General features: G+C 75.5%; 12 protein-coding genes, 4 tRNA genes and 1 pseudogene. 8 read left to right on the forward strand and 9 right to left on the reverse strand.

What is annotated here, in order from left to right; all coding sequences use genetic code 11:
* Nucleotides 1–239: 239 nt before the first annotated feature.
* From ACYQBY_RS02750 to ACYQBY_RS02790, 9 genes are all read right to left on the reverse strand, one after another.
* Complete coding sequence (locus tag ACYQBY_RS02750) at nucleotides 240–884, reverse strand: hypothetical protein (protein ID WP_459642262.1); 645 nt, start codon at nucleotides 882–884, stop codon at nucleotides 240–242.
* Nucleotides 881–2,014, reverse strand: a complete 1,134-nt coding sequence (locus ACYQBY_RS02755) for a glycosyltransferase family 4 protein (protein ID WP_459642263.1) — start codon at nucleotides 2,012–2,014, stop codon at nucleotides 881–883. The genes ACYQBY_RS02750 and ACYQBY_RS02755 overlap by 4 nt, the downstream gene beginning before the upstream one ends.
* Nucleotides 2,011–3,129 carry a phosphatidylinositol mannoside acyltransferase gene (locus ACYQBY_RS02760; RefSeq protein ID WP_459642264.1) on the reverse strand — a complete coding sequence of 373 codons (1,119 nt, stop codon included), beginning with the start codon at nucleotides 3,127–3,129 and terminating at the stop codon, nucleotides 2,011–2,013. Before ACYQBY_RS02760 ends, ACYQBY_RS02755 begins: the two co-directional genes overlap by 4 nt.
* On the reverse strand, nucleotides 3,126–3,752 hold the full coding sequence (gene pgsA, locus ACYQBY_RS02765; protein ID WP_459642265.1) for a phosphatidylinositol phosphate synthase: 627 nt from the start codon (nucleotides 3,750–3,752) through the stop codon (nucleotides 3,126–3,128). The genes ACYQBY_RS02760 and pgsA overlap by 4 nt, the downstream gene beginning before the upstream one ends.
* Nucleotides 3,752–4,354 carry an HIT family protein gene (locus ACYQBY_RS02770; RefSeq protein WP_459642266.1) on the reverse strand — a complete coding sequence of 201 codons (603 nt, stop codon included), beginning with the start codon at nucleotides 4,352–4,354 and terminating at the stop codon, nucleotides 3,752–3,754. The genes pgsA and ACYQBY_RS02770 overlap by 1 nt, the downstream gene beginning before the upstream one ends.
* On the reverse strand, nucleotides 4,354–6,372 hold the full coding sequence (gene thrS / locus ACYQBY_RS02775; RefSeq protein WP_459642267.1) for a threonine--tRNA ligase: 2,019 nt from the start codon (nucleotides 6,370–6,372) through the stop codon (nucleotides 4,354–4,356). The genes ACYQBY_RS02770 and thrS overlap by 1 nt, the downstream gene beginning before the upstream one ends.
* A 92-nt stretch (nucleotides 6,373–6,464) precedes the next feature.
* Complete coding sequence (locus ACYQBY_RS02780) at nucleotides 6,465–7,073, reverse strand: MOSC N-terminal beta barrel domain-containing protein (RefSeq protein WP_459642268.1); 609 nt, start codon at nucleotides 7,071–7,073, stop codon at nucleotides 6,465–6,467.
* Between the two features lie 24 nt (nucleotides 7,074–7,097).
* Nucleotides 7,098–7,169, reverse strand: a tRNA-Val gene (locus tag ACYQBY_RS02785).
* Between the two features lie 109 nt (nucleotides 7,170–7,278).
* Nucleotides 7,279–7,854, reverse strand: coding sequence for a TIGR02611 family protein (locus ACYQBY_RS02790; RefSeq protein ID WP_459642269.1), 576 nt, complete (start codon nucleotides 7,852–7,854; stop codon nucleotides 7,279–7,281).
* A gap of 163 nt (nucleotides 7,855–8,017) precedes the next feature.
* Between ACYQBY_RS02790 and ACYQBY_RS02795 the strand changes: the two genes are divergently transcribed.
* The 8 genes and pseudogenes from ACYQBY_RS02795 (at nucleotide 8,018) to ACYQBY_RS02830 (ending at nucleotide 15,664) form a co-directional block, all read left to right on the forward strand.
* Entirely contained in the window at nucleotides 8,018–8,446 is a 429-nt protein-coding gene (locus tag ACYQBY_RS02795) for an SsgA family sporulation/cell division regulator (protein ID WP_459642270.1), read from the forward strand.
* A gap of 156 nt (nucleotides 8,447–8,602) precedes the next feature.
* A complete protein-coding gene (locus ACYQBY_RS02800; RefSeq protein WP_459642271.1) occupies nucleotides 8,603–9,721 on the forward strand; it encodes an alpha-hydroxy acid oxidase in 1,119 nt (372 codons plus the stop codon).
* A 124-nt stretch (nucleotides 9,722–9,845) separates the two neighbouring features.
* Nucleotides 9,846–9,918 (forward strand) — tRNA-Gly (locus ACYQBY_RS02805).
* 34 nt (nucleotides 9,919–9,952) lie between these two features.
* Nucleotides 9,953–10,023, forward strand: a tRNA-Cys gene (locus tag ACYQBY_RS02810).
* Nucleotides 10,024–10,058: 35 nt separating this feature from the next.
* Nucleotides 10,059–10,130, forward strand: a tRNA-Val gene (locus ACYQBY_RS02815).
* A gap of 290 nt (nucleotides 10,131–10,420) precedes the next feature.
* Nucleotides 10,421–12,553 (forward strand): glycogen debranching protein GlgX, encoded by a 2,133-nt coding sequence (gene glgX, locus ACYQBY_RS02820; RefSeq protein WP_459642272.1) that lies wholly within the window; start codon nucleotides 10,421–10,423, stop codon nucleotides 12,551–12,553.
* A pseudogene (treY, locus tag ACYQBY_RS02825) lies at nucleotides 12,550–15,033 on the forward strand (malto-oligosyltrehalose synthase); the annotation flags it as partial. The gene glgX and the pseudogene treY, both read left to right, overlap by 4 nt.
* Before the next feature lie 97 nt (nucleotides 15,034–15,130).
* Nucleotides 15,131–15,664, forward strand: a complete 534-nt coding sequence (locus tag ACYQBY_RS02830) for an STAS domain-containing protein (RefSeq protein ID WP_459642454.1) — start codon at nucleotides 15,131–15,133, stop codon at nucleotides 15,662–15,664.
* The last annotated feature ends 113 nt before the right edge of the window (nucleotides 15,665–15,777 follow it).

Here is a 15,777-nt window from a genome sequence, read left to right on the forward strand (position 1 = left end):
TGCCGTTGCTGGTCTCGGTGCTCACGTCTGAACCTCGCGCGTCTCGTCGCTGCGATCTCCGCAGCCGTCGGTGAGGCTGCGATCTCCGCAGCCGTCGGTGGGGCTGCGGGGTGCGCAGCCGGGAGGAGGGCTGCGGGGTGCGCAGTCCTCGGTGCGGTCACCCGGGGGGCAGCCGTCGTGGGCTGCGCCCCGTGCAGCCACCTGTTCCCGAACCGTCGCGGGGACGGCCCACCCCCAGTCTAGGAGCCGCGGGGAGGCCCCGGACGCCGCCCGGTCGACCGCTCTCCCGCGGGCGGGGCCGTCAGGGTCGCGCCGTCGTCGAAGTCGGCGGTGCGGGGCAGCCGCGCGTGCCCCGCGAGCCGGCACCAGCGCACCACCCGCTTGGCGCGCAGGCGCCGCGCCTGGACGACGGCGTCGTTGTGGAAGCGCCGGGCGAGCTCCACCCGCCGGCACGCCGCGAGCAGCCGGCCCACCCGCTCGGCGTGCGACGGGGCGCCGGCCGCGGCGGCGCGCACCTGCGCCACCAGCGCCACGGCGAGGGCCTGGCTGAGGTCGGTCTCCAGCCGCCAGCGGGCCTCGTCGGGCGGCTCGGCCGGGTGCCGGCCGGGCCCGTGCCGGGCGCGCGGCCGCAGCGGTGAGGGCGCCGGCGGGGCGTCGAGGGACGCGGCGGCGGCGGAGGCCACGACCAGGGCGGCCGCCGGGTCCAGCAGCCCGGAGGTGGCCAGCTCCACGGCGGCCGAGGCGCGGCGGGCGAGCTCGGCCTCCAGCGCCGCCCGGCTGGTCTCGACGCGGTGGTGCAGCCGGTCCAGCCGCGAGGCGGTGAAGGTCAGGTACCAGGCCAGCAGGCACAGCGCGAGCACCGCCGCCCACGGCAGCCACGTCACGGCCGGCCGCCCGGTCGCGCCGGGCGGGCGCCGAGCACGGTCTCGTAGACGGTGACGACGTCGCGGGCGACGCCGGACCAGTCGTAGCGCAGCGCCGCCGCCTGCCCGGCGCGGCCCAGTCGCTCGCGCCCCGCGGGGTCGGCGAGCAGGTCGAGCACGGCCGCGGCCAGCGCGGCGGGGTCCTGCACGCCGAACAGCCGCCCGGCGGCGCCGCCGCCGAGCACCCGCCGGAAGGCGCCGAGGTCGCTGGCGACGACGGGGGTGGCGGCGCTCATCGCCTCCACGAGGACGATGCCGAAGCTCTCCCCGCCGGTGTGGGGGGCGACGTAGACGTCCGCGGAGCGCAGCAGCGCGGCCTTGTCGTCCTCGCCGACCTCTCCGAGCAGCTCCACCGCGGCGGCGTCGGCCGCGGGCAGCGCCGCCACGGCCTCGGCCCGGCCGCGGCCCGCGACGAGCACCCGCACCCCGGGCACGGCGGCCCGCAGCAGCGGCACGGCCCGCAGCAGCACCGACAGCCCCTTGCGGGGTTCGTCGACGCGGCCGAGGAACACCACCACGGGACGCCCGGGCGTCCCGGACCACCCGGGGCGCGGGGCGGCGGTGGCGAAGCGCACGGTGACGACGCCGTTGGGGACGACGACCGCGTCACCGCCGACGTGCTCGACCACGGTGCGCCGCGCCTCCTCGCTCACCGCGATCCGCGCGTCGATCTTCTCCAGCACGGGGCGCAGGAGCGGGGAGACGACCTGCAGGGCCCGCGAGCGCAGGTTGTCGGTGTGGAAGGTGGCCACGACGGGGCTCTCGGCCGCCCACAGCGCCAGCAGCGACGTGCTGGGCGCCAGGGGCTCGTGCAGGTGCAGGACGTCGAAGCGGCCCTCGTCGAGCCAGCGCCGCACCCGGGCGGCGGCGACGGGGCCGAACGTGAGGCGGGCCACGGAGCCGTTGTAGGGCACGGCCAGCGTCCGCCCGGCGGGGGCGACGGAGGCGGGCAGCGCGGCGGGGTCGTCGGCCGGGGCCAGCACCGACGCCTCGTGCCCCAGGCGCCCCAGCTCCGCGGCGAGGTCGCGCACGTGGGCCTGCACACCGCCGGGGACGTCGAAGGAGTAGGGGCAGACCAGCCCGACCCTCACGGCCGGCTCCGGCGCGCGGGGGCCAGGTCGGCCGTGAACACCGCCTGCAGGACGTGCCAGTCCTGCGGGTGGGCGGCGACGGCGGCGCCGAGGGCGTCGGCGCACGCCTGCGTCATGGCCCGCACCGCCTCCTGCCGGGCCCTGGTCCGCGCGGAGCCGGCGGTGCCCTCGGTCCGCGCGGAGCCGGCGGTGCCCTCGGTCCGCGCGGAGCCGGCGGTGCCCTCGGTCCGCGCGGAGCCGGCGGTGCCCTCGGTCCGCGCGGAGCCGGCGGTCTCCACGGTCCGCACGGAGCCGGCGGTGTCCGCGGCGGGGGCGGGGACCTCCGGGCCGAAGGTGATGACCAGGCCGTGCCGGGCGCCGGTGCGCCGCCCGGCCGAGCCCGCGGGCAGCTCCTCGGTGTGCACGGTGATCGGCACGAGCGCGGCCCCCGTGGCCAGGGCCAGGGCGGCGGGCCCGGCGGCCATCCGCGCCGGCTCCCCGAGCAGCTCCACCTCCACGCCGGTGGCGGACAGGTCCCGGTCCGCCAGCAGCGGCACGAACGCCCCCGCCCGCAGCCTGCGGGCCAGCGCGGCGAACGTCGCCGCCTCCCCCAGCGGCAGGACCTCCATACCGAGACGGCGGCGGTAGGAGAGGAACTGCTCGTACACCGCGGCGGGCCGCAGCCTCTCGGCGACCGTGACGACGGGCGCCAGCCGCAGCTGGGACCAGGCGCCGGCGTGGTCCCAGTTGCCCAGGTGCCCGAGGAACCCGACGACGCCGCGCCCGGAGGCGAGGATCTCGCGCACGGGCGCCTCGCCCGCGGTCCGCACGGTGTCCACGGTGCGGGCCTCGCTCCACGACGGCAGCCGGAACACGTCGCACCAGTACCGGGCGTACGAGCGCATGCCCGCCCGCACGAGGGCGTCCAGCTCGGCGGGCCCGGCGGAGGGCGCGGCGCGCGAGAGGTTGGCCCGCAGCCGCTCCACGCCCGCGCCGCCGCGGCGGGAGGCGGCGTCCGCGGCGAGGCGGAAGGCGGCCTGCGCGGCGGGCTCGGGCAGCAGCCGCACGCCCCGCCAGCCGGCCCGGAACGCCGCCGCGACGAGCGCCTCGCGCGCCGCCTCGCCGCCCGGCCTCACGCGGCGGGCCGTCCCGCTCCCGCCGGGGCCTGGCGGCGCACGGCGAGGACCCGCTGGGCCACGGTCACGGCGCTGGCGGCTGCCAGCAGCCCCAGGACGACGGTGAGGACCTCGCGCGGCAGGCCCAGGCCCACCAGGCCGGTGGCCACGAGCACCGCGACGAGGCGCTCGGCGCGCTCGGCGATGCCGGTGTCGGCGCGCATGCCGAGGGCCTCGGCGCGGGCCCGGGCGTAGGAGACGACGTTGCCGAGCACCAGGCACGCCAGGGCCAGCACGGCGGTGAGTCCGGAGTCGCCGCCGCGGCCGTACCACAGCACCAGGGCGCCGAAGATCGCGGCGTCGCCGAAGCGGTCGAGGGTGGAGTCGAGGAACGCGCCCCAGGGGCCGGTGCGGCCGGAGGCGCGGGCCATGACCCCGTCGAGGTTGTCGGCGAAGACGAAGGCGGTGATGACGAGGGTGCCGGTGAGGAGCTCACCGCGCGGGTAGAACACCAGCGCGCCGGCGACGACGCCGAGGGTGCCGATGACGGTCACCGCGTCCGGGGTGACGCCCAGGCGCAGCAGCAGCCGCGCGAGGGGCTGCAGGAGGCGGGAGAGGCCCTCCCTGGCGATCCTGTTCAGCATCAGGGGGCCGCGCCCCCCGCGCCGTCCGCGCCGGAGGTGTCCCAGGCCGCGGCGAGGCGTCGGCGGGTGTCCTCCAGCAGCTCGGGCAGCGCCTTGGTGCGCCCCACCACCGGCAGGAAGTTCGCATCCCCCTGCCAGCGCGGCACCACGTGCTGGTGCAGGTGCGCGGCGATCCCCGCGCCGGCGACCTCGCCCTGGTTCATGCCGACGTTGAAGCCCGCCGGCCGGGACGCGGCGGCCAGGGTGCGCAACGCCGCGAGGGTGAGGGCGGTGAACTCGGCGAGCTCCTGCGCGTCGAGGTCGACGTAGGAGGAGACGTGCCGGTACGGGCAGACGAGCAGGTGGCCGGGGTTGTACGGGAAGAGGTTCATCACGACGTAGCAGGTGCGCCCGCGGTGCACCACGAGGCCCTCGGCGTCGTCGAGGGAGCGGGCCCGGCAGAACGGGCACTGCGCCGCGTCGGCGGGGTCGGTGGGCTTGCGCTCGCCCTTGATGTACGCGAGGCGGTGGGGGGTCCACAACCGCTCGAAACCGTCGGCCTCCCCCGCCAGCGCCGAGGCGGGCTCCAGCGGGGGGTGCCCGGTGGGATCCGGCTGCGCCATCAGACCTGCGCGTGGGACTCGACGGCGGCGACGATGCGGCGCACCGCGTCCTCGACGGGGATGCCGTTGTCCTGGCTGCCGTCGCGGAAGCGGAACGACACCGCGCCGGCCGCGACGTCCTCCTCCCCGGCGATGAGCAGGAACGGCACCTTCTGCTTGGTCCAGGTGCGGATCTTCTTCGGCATCCGGTCGTCGGAGGCGTCGACCTCCACGCGGATGCGGTGCTCGCGCAGGGTCGCGGCGACCTGCTGCAGGTGCTCCACGTGGGCGTCGGCGACGGGGATGCCGACGACCTGCACCGGGGCCAGCCACGGCGGGAAGACGCCCGCGTAGTGCTCGGTGAGGAGGCCGAAGAACCGCTCGATCGACCCGAACAGCGCCCGGTGGATCATGACGGGCCGCTGCTTGGTGCCGTCGGGGGCGGTGTACTCCAGGCCGAAGCGCTCGGGGAGGTTGAAGTCGAGCTGGATCGTGGACATCTGCCAGGTGCGGCCGATGGCGTCCCGCGCCTGCACGGAGATCTTGGGGCCGTAGAACGCCGCGCCACCGGGGTCGGGCACGAGCTCCAGGCCGGAGGCGGTGGCGACCTCCTGGAGGGTTCGGGTGGCCTCGTCCCACACCTCGTCGGAGCCGACGTACTTGGCCGGGTCCTTGGTGGACAGCTCCAGGTAGAAGTCCTCCAGGCCGTAGTCGCGCAGGAGGCCCAGGACGAAGTCCAGCACCCCGGTGAGCTCGGCGTGCATCTGCTCGCGGGTGCAGTAGATGTGCGCGTCGTCCTGGGTCATGCCGCGCACGCGGGTCAGGCCGTGCACGACACCGCTCTTCTCGTAGCGGTACACGGTCCCGAACTCGAACATCCGCAGCGGCAGCTCGCGGTAGGAGCGGCCCCGGGAGCGGAAGATCAGGTTGTGCATGGGGCAGTTCATCGGCTTGAGGAAGTAGTCCTGCCCGGGCTTGCGCACGGTCCCGTCCTCGGCGAGGTCCGCGTCGAGGTGCATGGCGGGGAACATGCCCTCGCGGTACCAGTCGAGGTGGCCGGAGACCTCGAACAGGTGGCCCTTGGTGATGTGCGGGGAGTAGACGAACTCGTAGCCGCCCTCCTCGTGGCGGCGGCGGGAGTAGTCCTCCATCTCCTTGCGGATGACGCCGCCGCGGGGGTGGAAGACCGCCAGGCCCGAGCCGATCTCGTCGGGGAAGGAGAACAGGTCCAGCTCGGAGCCGAGGCGGCGGTGGTCGCGGCGCTCGGCCTCGGCGAGGCGCTCCTGGTAGGCCTTGAGCTCCTCCCTGCTGGGCCAGGCGGTGCCGTAGACGCGCTGCAGCTGCGGGTTCTTCTCGCTGCCCCGCCAGTACGCGGCGGCGGAGCGGGTGAGGGCGAAACCGTTGCCCAGCAACCGGGTCGTGGGCACGTGCGGGCCGCGGCAGAGGTCCTTCCAGGCCACGGAGCCGTCGCGGCGGAGGTTGTCGTAGACGGTCAGCTCGCCGGCGCCGACCTCCACGGAGGCGCCCTCGGCGGCCTCCGCGGCGCCCGGCCCCTTCAGGCCGATGAGCTCCAGCTTGTAGGGCTCGGCGGCGAGCTCCTCGCGGGCCTCGGCGTCGGTCACGACGCGTCGGCGGAAACCCTGTCCCTCCTTCACGATGCGCTGCATCGTCCGCTCGAGGGTCTTGAGGTCCTCGGGGGTGAAGGGGGTGTCCACGTCGAAGTCGTAGTAGAAGCCGTCGCGCACCGGGGGGCCGATGCCGAGCCTGGCGCCGGGGAAGTGCTGCTGCACGGCCTGGGCGAGGACGTGGGCGGCGGAGTGGCGCAGGACGCTCAGCCCGTCCGGCTCACCGGCGCGCACGGGCTCGACGTCGTCGCCCTCGGCGAGCACGGCGTCGAGGTCGCGCAGCTCACCGTTGACGCGGGCGACGACGATGTCGCGCTCGTCGGGGTGCTGCCCGGCGAGGAGCTGCCCCGCCGTCGTCCCGGGCTCCACCTGGTGCGCGGAGCCGGCGGAGGTGACGGTGAGCAGCGCGGGCACGGGAGGCCTCCGGGACGGGACGGTCAGCGGGATCCGCTCGGCGGCCGGGGGACGGCCGCTCCGGCGATGCTATCCACCGCCCCGGCGCCGGCTCAGCCGCGTTCCCGGCGCGTCCGCCCGGCCGCCGCCGCCGGTGGGGCCTCCAGCAGGACGACGTCGTCCCCGGTCCGGACGGTGCCGGGGCGCAGCACGGAGGCGTGGACCCCGGCGCAGTGCCGCGGCGGGGCGTCCAGGTGCAGCTCCACGTCCCCGATGCGCAGCCGGGAGCCGGCCCGTCCCGCCGTACCCCCGGGCAGGTCCAGCAGGAGGTTGGCGCGGGTCCCGCCGGGGGCGGTGCCGAGGTCGGCGAGGGCGACGACGTGCACGGCGGCGACCTGGCGGGCGCCCCCGGGCTGCGGCCGCACGTCCAGCGGGCCGGTGCCCAGCAGCGCGGCCAGGTGCGGGCCCGCGGCGGCGGCGGGCACGGGGCTGCCGGCGCCTGGCAGGAGCAGCTCGGGCCCGGTGGGGGTGGCGCGCGCGAGGCAGGTGGCGAGGGCGGGGTGGTCCTTGGTGCGCAGCGGGCGCCCGGTGGTGTCGACCACGGCCCAGCCGCGGTCCCCCACGAGGCCTGCGGGCTCGACCCGGACCTCGTCGACGGGTGCGCCGTCCATGGACTTCACGGGGAAGAGGTGGATCCGGAGGAGCGTGCCTGAGAGGGGCATGTGCACTCCTGCTGAGGTGCGGTGTGGGCGATACTGGGTTCGAACCAGTGACCCCCTCGGTGTGAACGAGGTGCTCTACCACTGAGCTAATCGCCCGGAGCTGCGCGCCCGACGAACTCGTCGACCGCGACCGGCAGGAGCAACCATACCCGGTCCCCGGGGGCGCTCACGACGGGGTCCGCCGGGCGCCGCGCCGGGCGCGGCCTCACCCGACGCCGGGCAGGCGCCGCAGCTCGGTGGCGACCAGGAGGGGCACCCAGCCCGGCACCCCCTGCCAGGCCAGCCACCCCCACGCCGTCGCGGCGACCAGGCAGGCCGTCGCCGCGCCCAGCAGCAGCCGGACGGTCCAGGAGCGGGCGGCGACCCACGCCGTCCAGGCGTGGACGTGCCGGCGGGCGAAGAGGTGGGTGCGCCGGGCCCAGTGGAACTCCGAGCCCAGCACCGCCAGGCCGATGAGGACGATCAGCCAGCCCGGCCCGGGCAGCGGCACCAGGACGAGGCCGAGGGCGGTGACGGCGCTCCCGGCGACGGCCACGGCGACCCGCCAGAGGTGGTTGGTGCGCGGGTCGGAGCGGATGTGCTCGCGCCGGGCGTGCAGGGCTGCGCGCCAGCGCGTCCAGCGGTGCACGTGCGGGGCGGCCGCGGGTGCCGGCCCGGGGTGCGGGAGCCCGTGCGGCCCGTCCTGCGGTGCCTCCGGGCGGCGGGCGGGCGCCTCCTGCGCGGTGTGCCGGGCCGGGCGCACCGCGCCTCCCGGCGGGGAGGTGCGCCCGGGGTGCTCCATGCGCCCAGGGTAGGTCAGCGTTTCGGCGTCCACCCGTCCGCCGGGCGTCTAGCATGACGTGCACCGGGGGATGTTTCACCGGTCCCCGGAAGGGGAATCTGCTCGGCACGGTCGCCGAAGCCCGTCGGCGGCCGATCTTGACGGAATCCAATGGGAGGCCGACGTGCCCTCGCTGCCCCACCGGAAGACCGAGGTCGACGTCGACGTGTCGCTGCGCCTCCGGACGGCCGGCGGAACCGCCGTCCCGGTGCCGGCCAGCCTGCACTACGGCGCCGACGACCCCTACGCCATCCACGCCCTCTTCCACGGCGGTGACGCCGACGTGGAGTGGGTCTTCGCCCGGGACCTGCTGCGCGAGGGCCTCCTGCGGCCCGCGGGCGCCGGCGACGTGCAGGTCCAGCCGTGCCAGGACAGCGCGGACGGCTTCCCGCGCGTGCTGCTGCGGCTGTCCTCGCCCGACGGCAACGCCGAGCTGGAGGCGGACGAGGCCGACGTGCGCCGCTTCCTGCGCCGCGCCGACGCCCTCGTGCCCCCGGGCAGCGAGACGCGCCACCTGGACCTCGACGACCTGGTGAGCCGCCTGGTCTCCTGACCCCCGGCGCACCGGCCCCCGGCCCGGCGCGCACCGCGACGGACACCCCCCGCCGCACCCGGACGGCTCCTCCGCCCGGGTGGTTCCGGCGGGGGGTGTCCGCGTCCGGTGGGGTGATCGCGCCCGCCGTGCCCGCTTCTCTGGTACTGACGGGGTATGACGGACACCACCCCCGCTCCCGTGGAGCCGCAGCCGAACCCTGCGCTCAACGTCCGGGAGCTGCGAGACCTCGCCCTGGCGCGCCTGCGCTCGGGCGCCTTCGGCCAGGAGATGTGGGACTACCTCGAGGGCGGCAGCGGCGACGAGCGCAGCCTGGCCTGGAACGAGGAGGCGTGGGGCTCGATCCGCCTCGCGCCGCACTGCCTCGTGGGTGTCGACGGGATCGACCCCTCCGTGGAGCTGCTCGGGCAGCGCCTGGCCACACCCGTGGGCCTGTCCCCCGCCGCCAGCCACCGGATCTGGCACCCCGACGGGGAGCTGGGAGTCGTCTCCGCCGCCGGGGAGGCCGGTGCGCTGTACGTGCAGAGCACCCTGGGCACCACGTCGATGGAGGACGTGGCGGCCGCCGCGAGCGCGCCGCTGTGGTTCCAGCTCTACGTGCGCCGCGACCGGGACCTGACGGCGAGCCTGGCCCGCCGTGCCGCCGCGGCGGGCTACACGGGCCTGGTGGTGACCGTGGACACCCCGGTGCTGGGCGCGCGGGACACCGACCGGCGCCGCAGCGTCCGCCTGCCCGAGGGCATGACGTTCGCCAACCTCCCCGCGCTGACGCCGCGCCGGGAGGAGGAGCTGCCGGCCCACCGCCGGGTCTACGTGGAGCGGCTGGACCCGACGCTGACGTGGGAGGACATCACCTGGCTGGCCGAGCTGACGGACCTGCCCGTGATCGTCAAGGGGGTGGTGCGCGCGGACGACGCCGCCCGCGCGGTCGACCACGGCGCGGCGGCGGTGTGGGTGTCGAACCACGGCGCCCGCAACCTCGACACGGTGGTCCCGACCGCGGTGGCGCTGCCGGCCGTGGCCGCGGAGGTCGGCGGCCGCGTGCCCGTCGTCGTGGACTCCGGCATCCGGCGCGGCACGGACGTGCTGAAGGCGCTGTGCCTGGGCGCGAACGCGGTCTTCGTCGGCCGGCCCTACCTCTGGGGCCTCGCGGCGGCGGGCCGCGAGGGCGCGCTGGCCTCGGTGCACATGCTGGACACGGAGCTGCGGATGGCGATGGGCCTGTGCGGGGCGCGCACGGTGGCGGACCTGGGGCCCGACCTGCTCTGGCGCTGACGGTGGCCGCCCCCCCTCCGGCGGGCGCCGGAGGGGGGGCGGTTGGACCGCACCCCCGGACGTCGGCTACTGTTCTTCTCGCACCGCAGGGAACGGAACGAGGAGTTCCACCGGCGGAAAGCATGCGGACGTAGCGCAGTTGGTAGCGCATCACCTTGCCAAGGTGAGGGTCGCGGGTTCGAGTCCCGTCGTCCGCTCGGAGGCGCGAGCTTCAGAGGCACGAGCCTCGACGGTGGAGTGGCCGAGAGGCGAGGCAACGGCCTGCAAAGCCGTGTACACGGGTTCGAATCCCGTCTCCACCTCGGCCGGACACCTGCGACGGGTGCTCCGCTCGACCGGGCGATTGGCGCAGCGGTAGCGCGCTTCCCTGACACGGAAGAGGTCACTGGTTCGATCCCAGTATCGCCCACACGAAAGGCCCGCTCCCCCACGGGGAGCGGGCCTTCGGCGTTCACGGGCACCGCCCGGCGCGCGTCGCACCCACCCCGCCGCGGCGACCTCGCCCTCCCCCGCGGGGCAGCGCTCGTCCCGCTGCCCGCCCGCCCCTCCAGGGGAGCACCGGACCTCCGGTCGTGCGCCGACGCCCGTACCGCAACAATGACCGGGATCGACGGAAGCCCCCGGGGCCGCGCCGGCCGGCCCCGGGGGCGGGCCCGCACGGGGCCGGGGGCCCGCAACGAGCACGGAGGAGCACGAGGGATGCAGATCTGGCCGGGACGGCCCTACCCGCTGGGCGCCACGTACGACGGGGCCGGCACCAACTTCGCGCTGTTCTCCGAGGCGGCCCACCGCGTCGAGCTCTGCCTCGTCGGCGACGACGGCGCCGAGACGCGGATCGACATGCCGGAGGTCGACGGATTCGTCTGGCACGCCTACCTGCCCGCGGTCCAGCCCGGGCAGCGGTACGGCTACCGGGTGCACGGCCCCTTCGACCCCGCCGCGGGTCACCGCTGCCAGCCCGAGAAGCTGCTGCTGGACCCGTACGCCAAGGCGGTCGAGGGCCAGGTGGACGGGCACGAGTCGCTCTTCTCCTACCACTTCCTGGAGACGGGGAAGGTCAACGACCAGGACAGCGCCGGGCACACGATGCTCTCGGTGGTCGTCAACCCGTTCTTCGACTGGGGCAACGACCGCCGCCCGGGGCACGAGTACCACGAGAGCGTGATCTACGAGGCCCACGTCAAGGGCCTGACCCAGCTGCACCCCGACATCCCCGAGGACATCCGCGGCACCTACGCGGGCCTCGGGCACCCGGCGATGATCCAGCACCTGAAGGAGCTGGGCGTCACCGCGGTGGAGCTGATGCCGGTGCACCAGTTCGTGCAGGACACCCACCTGGTGGAGAAGGGCCTGTCGAACTACTGGGGCTACAACACGATCGGCTTCTTCGCCCCGCACAACGCCTACTCCTCCGCCGGCCAGCGCGGCCAGCAGGTGCAGGAGTTCAAGACGATGGTGCGGGCGCTGCACGAGGCCGACATCGAGGTCATCCTGGACGTGGTCTACAACCACACCGCCGAGGGCAACCACATGGGCCCGACCCTGTGCTTCCGCGGCATCGACAACGCCAACTACTACCGGCTCGTCGACGGTGACCAGGCGCACTACTACGACACCACCGGCACGGGCAACAGCCTGCTCATGCGCTCCCCGCACGTCCTGCAGCTGATCATGGACTCGCTGCGGTACTGGGTGCAGGAGATGCACGTCGACGGCTTCCGCTTCGACCTCGCGGCGACCCTGGCCCGGCAGTTCCACGAGGTGGACCGCCTCTCGGCCTTCTTCGACATCGTGCAGCAGGACCCGGTGGTCTCCCAGGTCAAGCTGATCGCCGAGCCGTGGGACGTGGGCGAGGGCGGTTACCAGGTCGGCGGCTTCCCGCCCCTGTGGACGGAGTGGAACGGCAAGTACCGCGACACCGTCCGCGACTTCTGGCGCGGCGAGCCCCAGGCCCTCGCGGAGTTCGCCAGCCGGATCGCCGGCTCCAGCGACCTCTACGAGCACACCGGCCGCAAGCCCATCGCCAGCATCAACTTCGTCACCGCCCACGACGGCTTCACCCTGCGCGACCTCGTCTCGTACAACGACAAGCACAACGACGCCAACGGCGAGGGCGGGGCGGACGGGGAGAGCCACAACCGCTCCTGGAACTGCGGGGCGGAGGGCCCGACGGACGACGACGGCATCATCGCCCTGCGGGCCCGCCAGCAGCGCAACATGCTCACCGCGCTGCTGCTGAGCCAGGGCGTGCCGATGATCCTCCACGGCGACGAGCTGGGGCGGACCCAGGGCGGCAACAACAACGCCTACTGCCAGGACAACGACATCTCCTGGATCGACTGGAAGCTCGACGGCACGCAGGAGGAGCTGCTGGCGTACGCCAAGCGGATCGTGGCGCTGCGCCGCACCGAGCCGGTGTTCCAGCGTCGGCGCTTCTTCAGCGGGCAGGCCCAGGGCGCCGGCGTGGCCGACATCCAGTGGTTCGCCCCCTCGGGTGAGCCGATGGGCGACGAGAACTGGTCCGCCCCCTCCCGGGGCTGCGTGATGGTGTTCCTCAACGGCGAGGCGATCCCGGAGCCGGACCGGCGCGGGGAGCGCATCGTCGGGGACTCCTTCCTGATCCTCTTCAACCCCTGGCACGAGGACGTGACGTTCACGCTGCCGGAGGCCGCCTACGGCGAGGACTGGCACCTGCGCCTCGACACCGCCGACGACCAGGTGGGCGTCGTCAACATCTTCACCGACGAGACGGCCTTCGGGCCGGGCACGGAGCTGCCCGTGGCGTCACGCTCGATCACCGTCCTCGCGCGCCGGCCGGCGGTGCAGGCGTGAGCGCGGCGGAGGGCTCCGGGCGCCGCGAGCGGGTGGTGCCCACCGGCACCTACCGGTTCCAGATCCAGTCGGCCTTCACGTTCGACGACGCCGCCGCGCGCGCCGCCTACCTGGGCTCCCTCGGGGTCTCCCACGCCTACCTGTCCCCGGTCCTGGCCGCGACGAAGGGCTCGACCCACGGCTACGACGTGGTCGACCACTCCCGGCTGAACCCGGAGGCGGGCGGGCGCGAGGCGTTCGACCGGCTGACGAAGGCGCTGGCCGGGTACGGCCTGGCCGCGGTGGCCGACGTGGTGCCCAACCACATGGCGGTGCCGACCCCCGCGTCGGACAACCGCCAGCTGTGGTCGGTCATGCGGGAGGGACCGCACTCGCCCTTCGCGAAGTGGTTCGACGTGGACTGGTCCGTGCCGGACCGGGCGCTGCTCGTCCCCGTGCTGGGCGGGCGCATCGGCCAGGTGCTGGCGGCCGGGGAGCTCTCGCTGGACACCGGCGGCCCCGAGCCGCTGCTGCGATACTACGAGCACGTCTTCCCCGTCCGCCCGGGCACGGAGCACCTGCCGCTGCCGCAGCTGGTGGACCGGCAGTGGTACCGCCTGGCGCACTGGCGGGTCGCGGACGAGGAGCTGAACTACCGCCGCTTCTTCGACGTCGACACCCTCGCGGCGATCCGCGTGGAGGACGAGGAGGTGTTCGACGCCACCCACGAGCTGCTGCTGGAGCTGCTTCACGCCGGCCAGCTCGACGGGCTGCGCATCGACCACCCCGACGGGCTGGCCGACCCCGCCGGCTACCTGCGCCGGCTGCGCGCGGCCACCGACCGGGGCGACGGCGGCGCCTGGGTGGTCGTGGAGAAGATCGTGGAGGGCGACGAGACGCTGGAGGAGGACTGGGCCTGCGACGGCACCACCGGCTACGACGCGCTGCACGTGGTGGGCGGGCTGTTCCTCGACCCCGCGGGCGCCGCTCCCCTGCTGGCCCACTACGCCACGCTCACCGGTGAGACCTCCGACTTCCACGAGGTCGTCGACAAGGCCAAGCGGGAGGTCGTGGAGCACGGCCTCTACGCGGAGGTGCACCGCCTGGTGGACCTGCTGGTGGACATCTGCCACGCCGACGTGGACCTGCGCGACCACACCCGGCGGGGGCTGCACGAGTCCGTCGTGGAGCTGCTGGTCGCGATGGACCGCTACCGCGCCTACGTGGTGCCGGGCGAGCCGGCGCCGGCGGAGTCCGAGCGGGTGCTGCGCGCGGCCGCGGAGCGGGCCAGGCACCACCTGCCGGCGGAGCGGCACGACACCCTCGACGTGGTGGTGGACCTCGCCCTGGGGCTGGGCACCGCCGACACCGCGGGCGAGAGCGGGTCCACGGCCCGGCGCGCCGAGTTCGTGGTGCGCTTCCAGCAGACCTGCGGCCCCGTGATGGCCAAGGGCGTGGAGGACACCGCGTTCTACCGCTGGTTCCGGCTGTCCTCCCTCAACGAGGTCGGTGGGGAGCCCGCCCGCTTCGGGGTGGCTCCCGAGGAGTTCCACGCCTACTCCGCCCGCCTGGCCCGCGACTGGCCGGCGACGATGACGACCCTGTCCACCCACGACACCAAGCGCAGCGAGGACGTGCGCGCGCAGCTGTCGGGGCTCTCGGAGCGCCACGAGGAGTGGCACCAGGCCCTGTCGGCGTGGCGGGAGGCGGCCGGTCCGCACCGCGAGGCGGAGCTCGACACCCGCACCGAGGTCCTCATCTGGCAGACGGTCGTGGGGACGTGGGGGGCCGGTGGCCCGATCAGCGCGGAGCGGCTGGTCGCGTACCTGGAGAAGGCCACCCGCGAGGCGAAGGACCACACCACGTGGACGGCGCCCGACGAGGCGTACGAGACGGCGGTGCGGCGCTTCGCCGAGGGGATCCTCGGGGACCCGGCGATCCGGGAGCAGGTGGGGGCGTTCGTGGCCTCCCTGGCGGGGTCCACGCGCACGGCGGTGCTCGGCCAGAAGCTGCTGCAGCTGGTGATGCCCGGTGTGCCGGACGTCTACCAGGGCAGCGAGCTGGTCGACCTGTCGCTGGTTGACCCCGACAACCGCCGCCCGGTGGACTACGCGGAGCGGGAGCGGCGCCTGGCGGAGCTGGACGCCGGTCGCGCCCCGGCGGACCTCTCCGACGAGAAGCTCCTCGTCACCTCCCGGGCGCTGCGCCTGCGCCGGGAGCACCCGGAGTGGTTCCTCGGGCCGCAGGCCGCGTACGCGCCGGTGCCCACGAGCACCGGCAACGCGGTGGCGGTGGCGCGCGGGGACGGCCTGGGCACGCACGTCGTGGCCGTCGCGACGCGCCTGCCGGTGGCGCTGGAGCGCAACGGCGGCTGGGGCGAGCACACCCTGGCGTTGCCCGAGGGCACCTGGCGCTGCGTGCTGACGGGCACGACGGTCCCCGGTGGCGGCGTGCGCCTCGCGGAGCTGCTGGAGGGGCTGCCCGTGGCGCTGCTCGTCCGCGACGGCGGGCGCCGTCGGCGCCGAGTTGCCGCGACGGGCGCGGTACCTATAGTCGGGGGCACGGCCGGGTACCGGCCACCGGCCCCAGGAGCCCGTCATGACAGCGTCGTCGTCGGCTCGCCGCACCCCGGTCCCCGCACGGTCCGCACACGTCCCGGGGGCCCTGCGGCCCAGCGGCCCGCGCAGCCGCCGGCACCGGGTGGACCGCGACTGCCTCGAGGTGCACTTCGACCGCCGGGCCGCGGCCCGCGCCGGCGACCCCCCGTCGGGTGTGGTGACCACCGTGCGCGTCACGGGCGAGGTCGACTCCGGCAACGCCACCGCCTTCTCCGACGCGCTGACGTGCGCGCTTGCGGGGTCCAGCACCACGGTCGTCGACCTGCGGGAGGCGATCTTCTTCGACAGCGCCTCCGTGCGGGCGCTGCTCGACGTGGCGCGGCACGCAGGCACCACGGGCGCGGAGTTCCGCATCGCCCGGCCACCGGCCTCGCTGGTGCGGGTGCACGGCATCTGCTGGCCGGAGGTGCGCCTGCCCGTGGTGGTGCGCCCACCGGCCGATCCCGGCCAGCGCCGCGGCGTGGTGGTCGCGCTGGGCCGCGACGGCGCGGTCTCGGTGCGCGACGGCGCCTGAGGTCCCGGTGCGCGAGGGCGCCTGAGCGCCCGGCGGACCCGCGCCCCACCCGGCGTGTTCCTGCCCCGCCCCGCGGTGGGGTTCCCGGGTCCGGCGGGGCGCGCCGGCGTCCG

The sequence above is a fragment of the Kineococcus anabasis genome (assembly GCF_054590795.1).

Excerpts from the sequence above, each read along its gene's own strand:
- pgsA (WP_459642265.1), bottom strand. The coding sequence starts at position 3,752 with ATGCTGAACAGGATCGCCAGGGAGGGCCTCTCCCGCCTCCTGCAGCCC.
- ACYQBY_RS02800 (WP_459642271.1), top strand. The coding sequence starts at position 8,603 with ATGACGGACACCACCCCCGCTCCCGTGGAGCCGCAGCCGAACCCTGCG.
- ACYQBY_RS02830 (WP_459642454.1), top strand. The coding sequence starts at position 15,131 with ATGACAGCGTCGTCGTCGGCTCGCCGCACCCCGGTCCCCGCACGGTCC.
- glgX (WP_459642272.1), top strand. The coding sequence starts at position 10,421 with ATGCAGATCTGGCCGGGACGGCCCTACCCGCTGGGCGCCACGTACGAC.
- ACYQBY_RS02780 (WP_459642268.1), bottom strand. The coding sequence starts at position 7,073 with ATGCCCCTCTCAGGCACGCTCCTCCGGATCCACCTCTTCCCCGTGAAG.
- ACYQBY_RS02790 (WP_459642269.1), bottom strand. The coding sequence starts at position 7,854 with ATGGAGCACCCCGGGCGCACCTCCCCGCCGGGAGGCGCGGTGCGCCCG.
- ACYQBY_RS02770 (WP_459642266.1), bottom strand. The coding sequence starts at position 4,354 with ATGGCGCAGCCGGATCCCACCGGGCACCCCCCGCTGGAGCCCGCCTCG.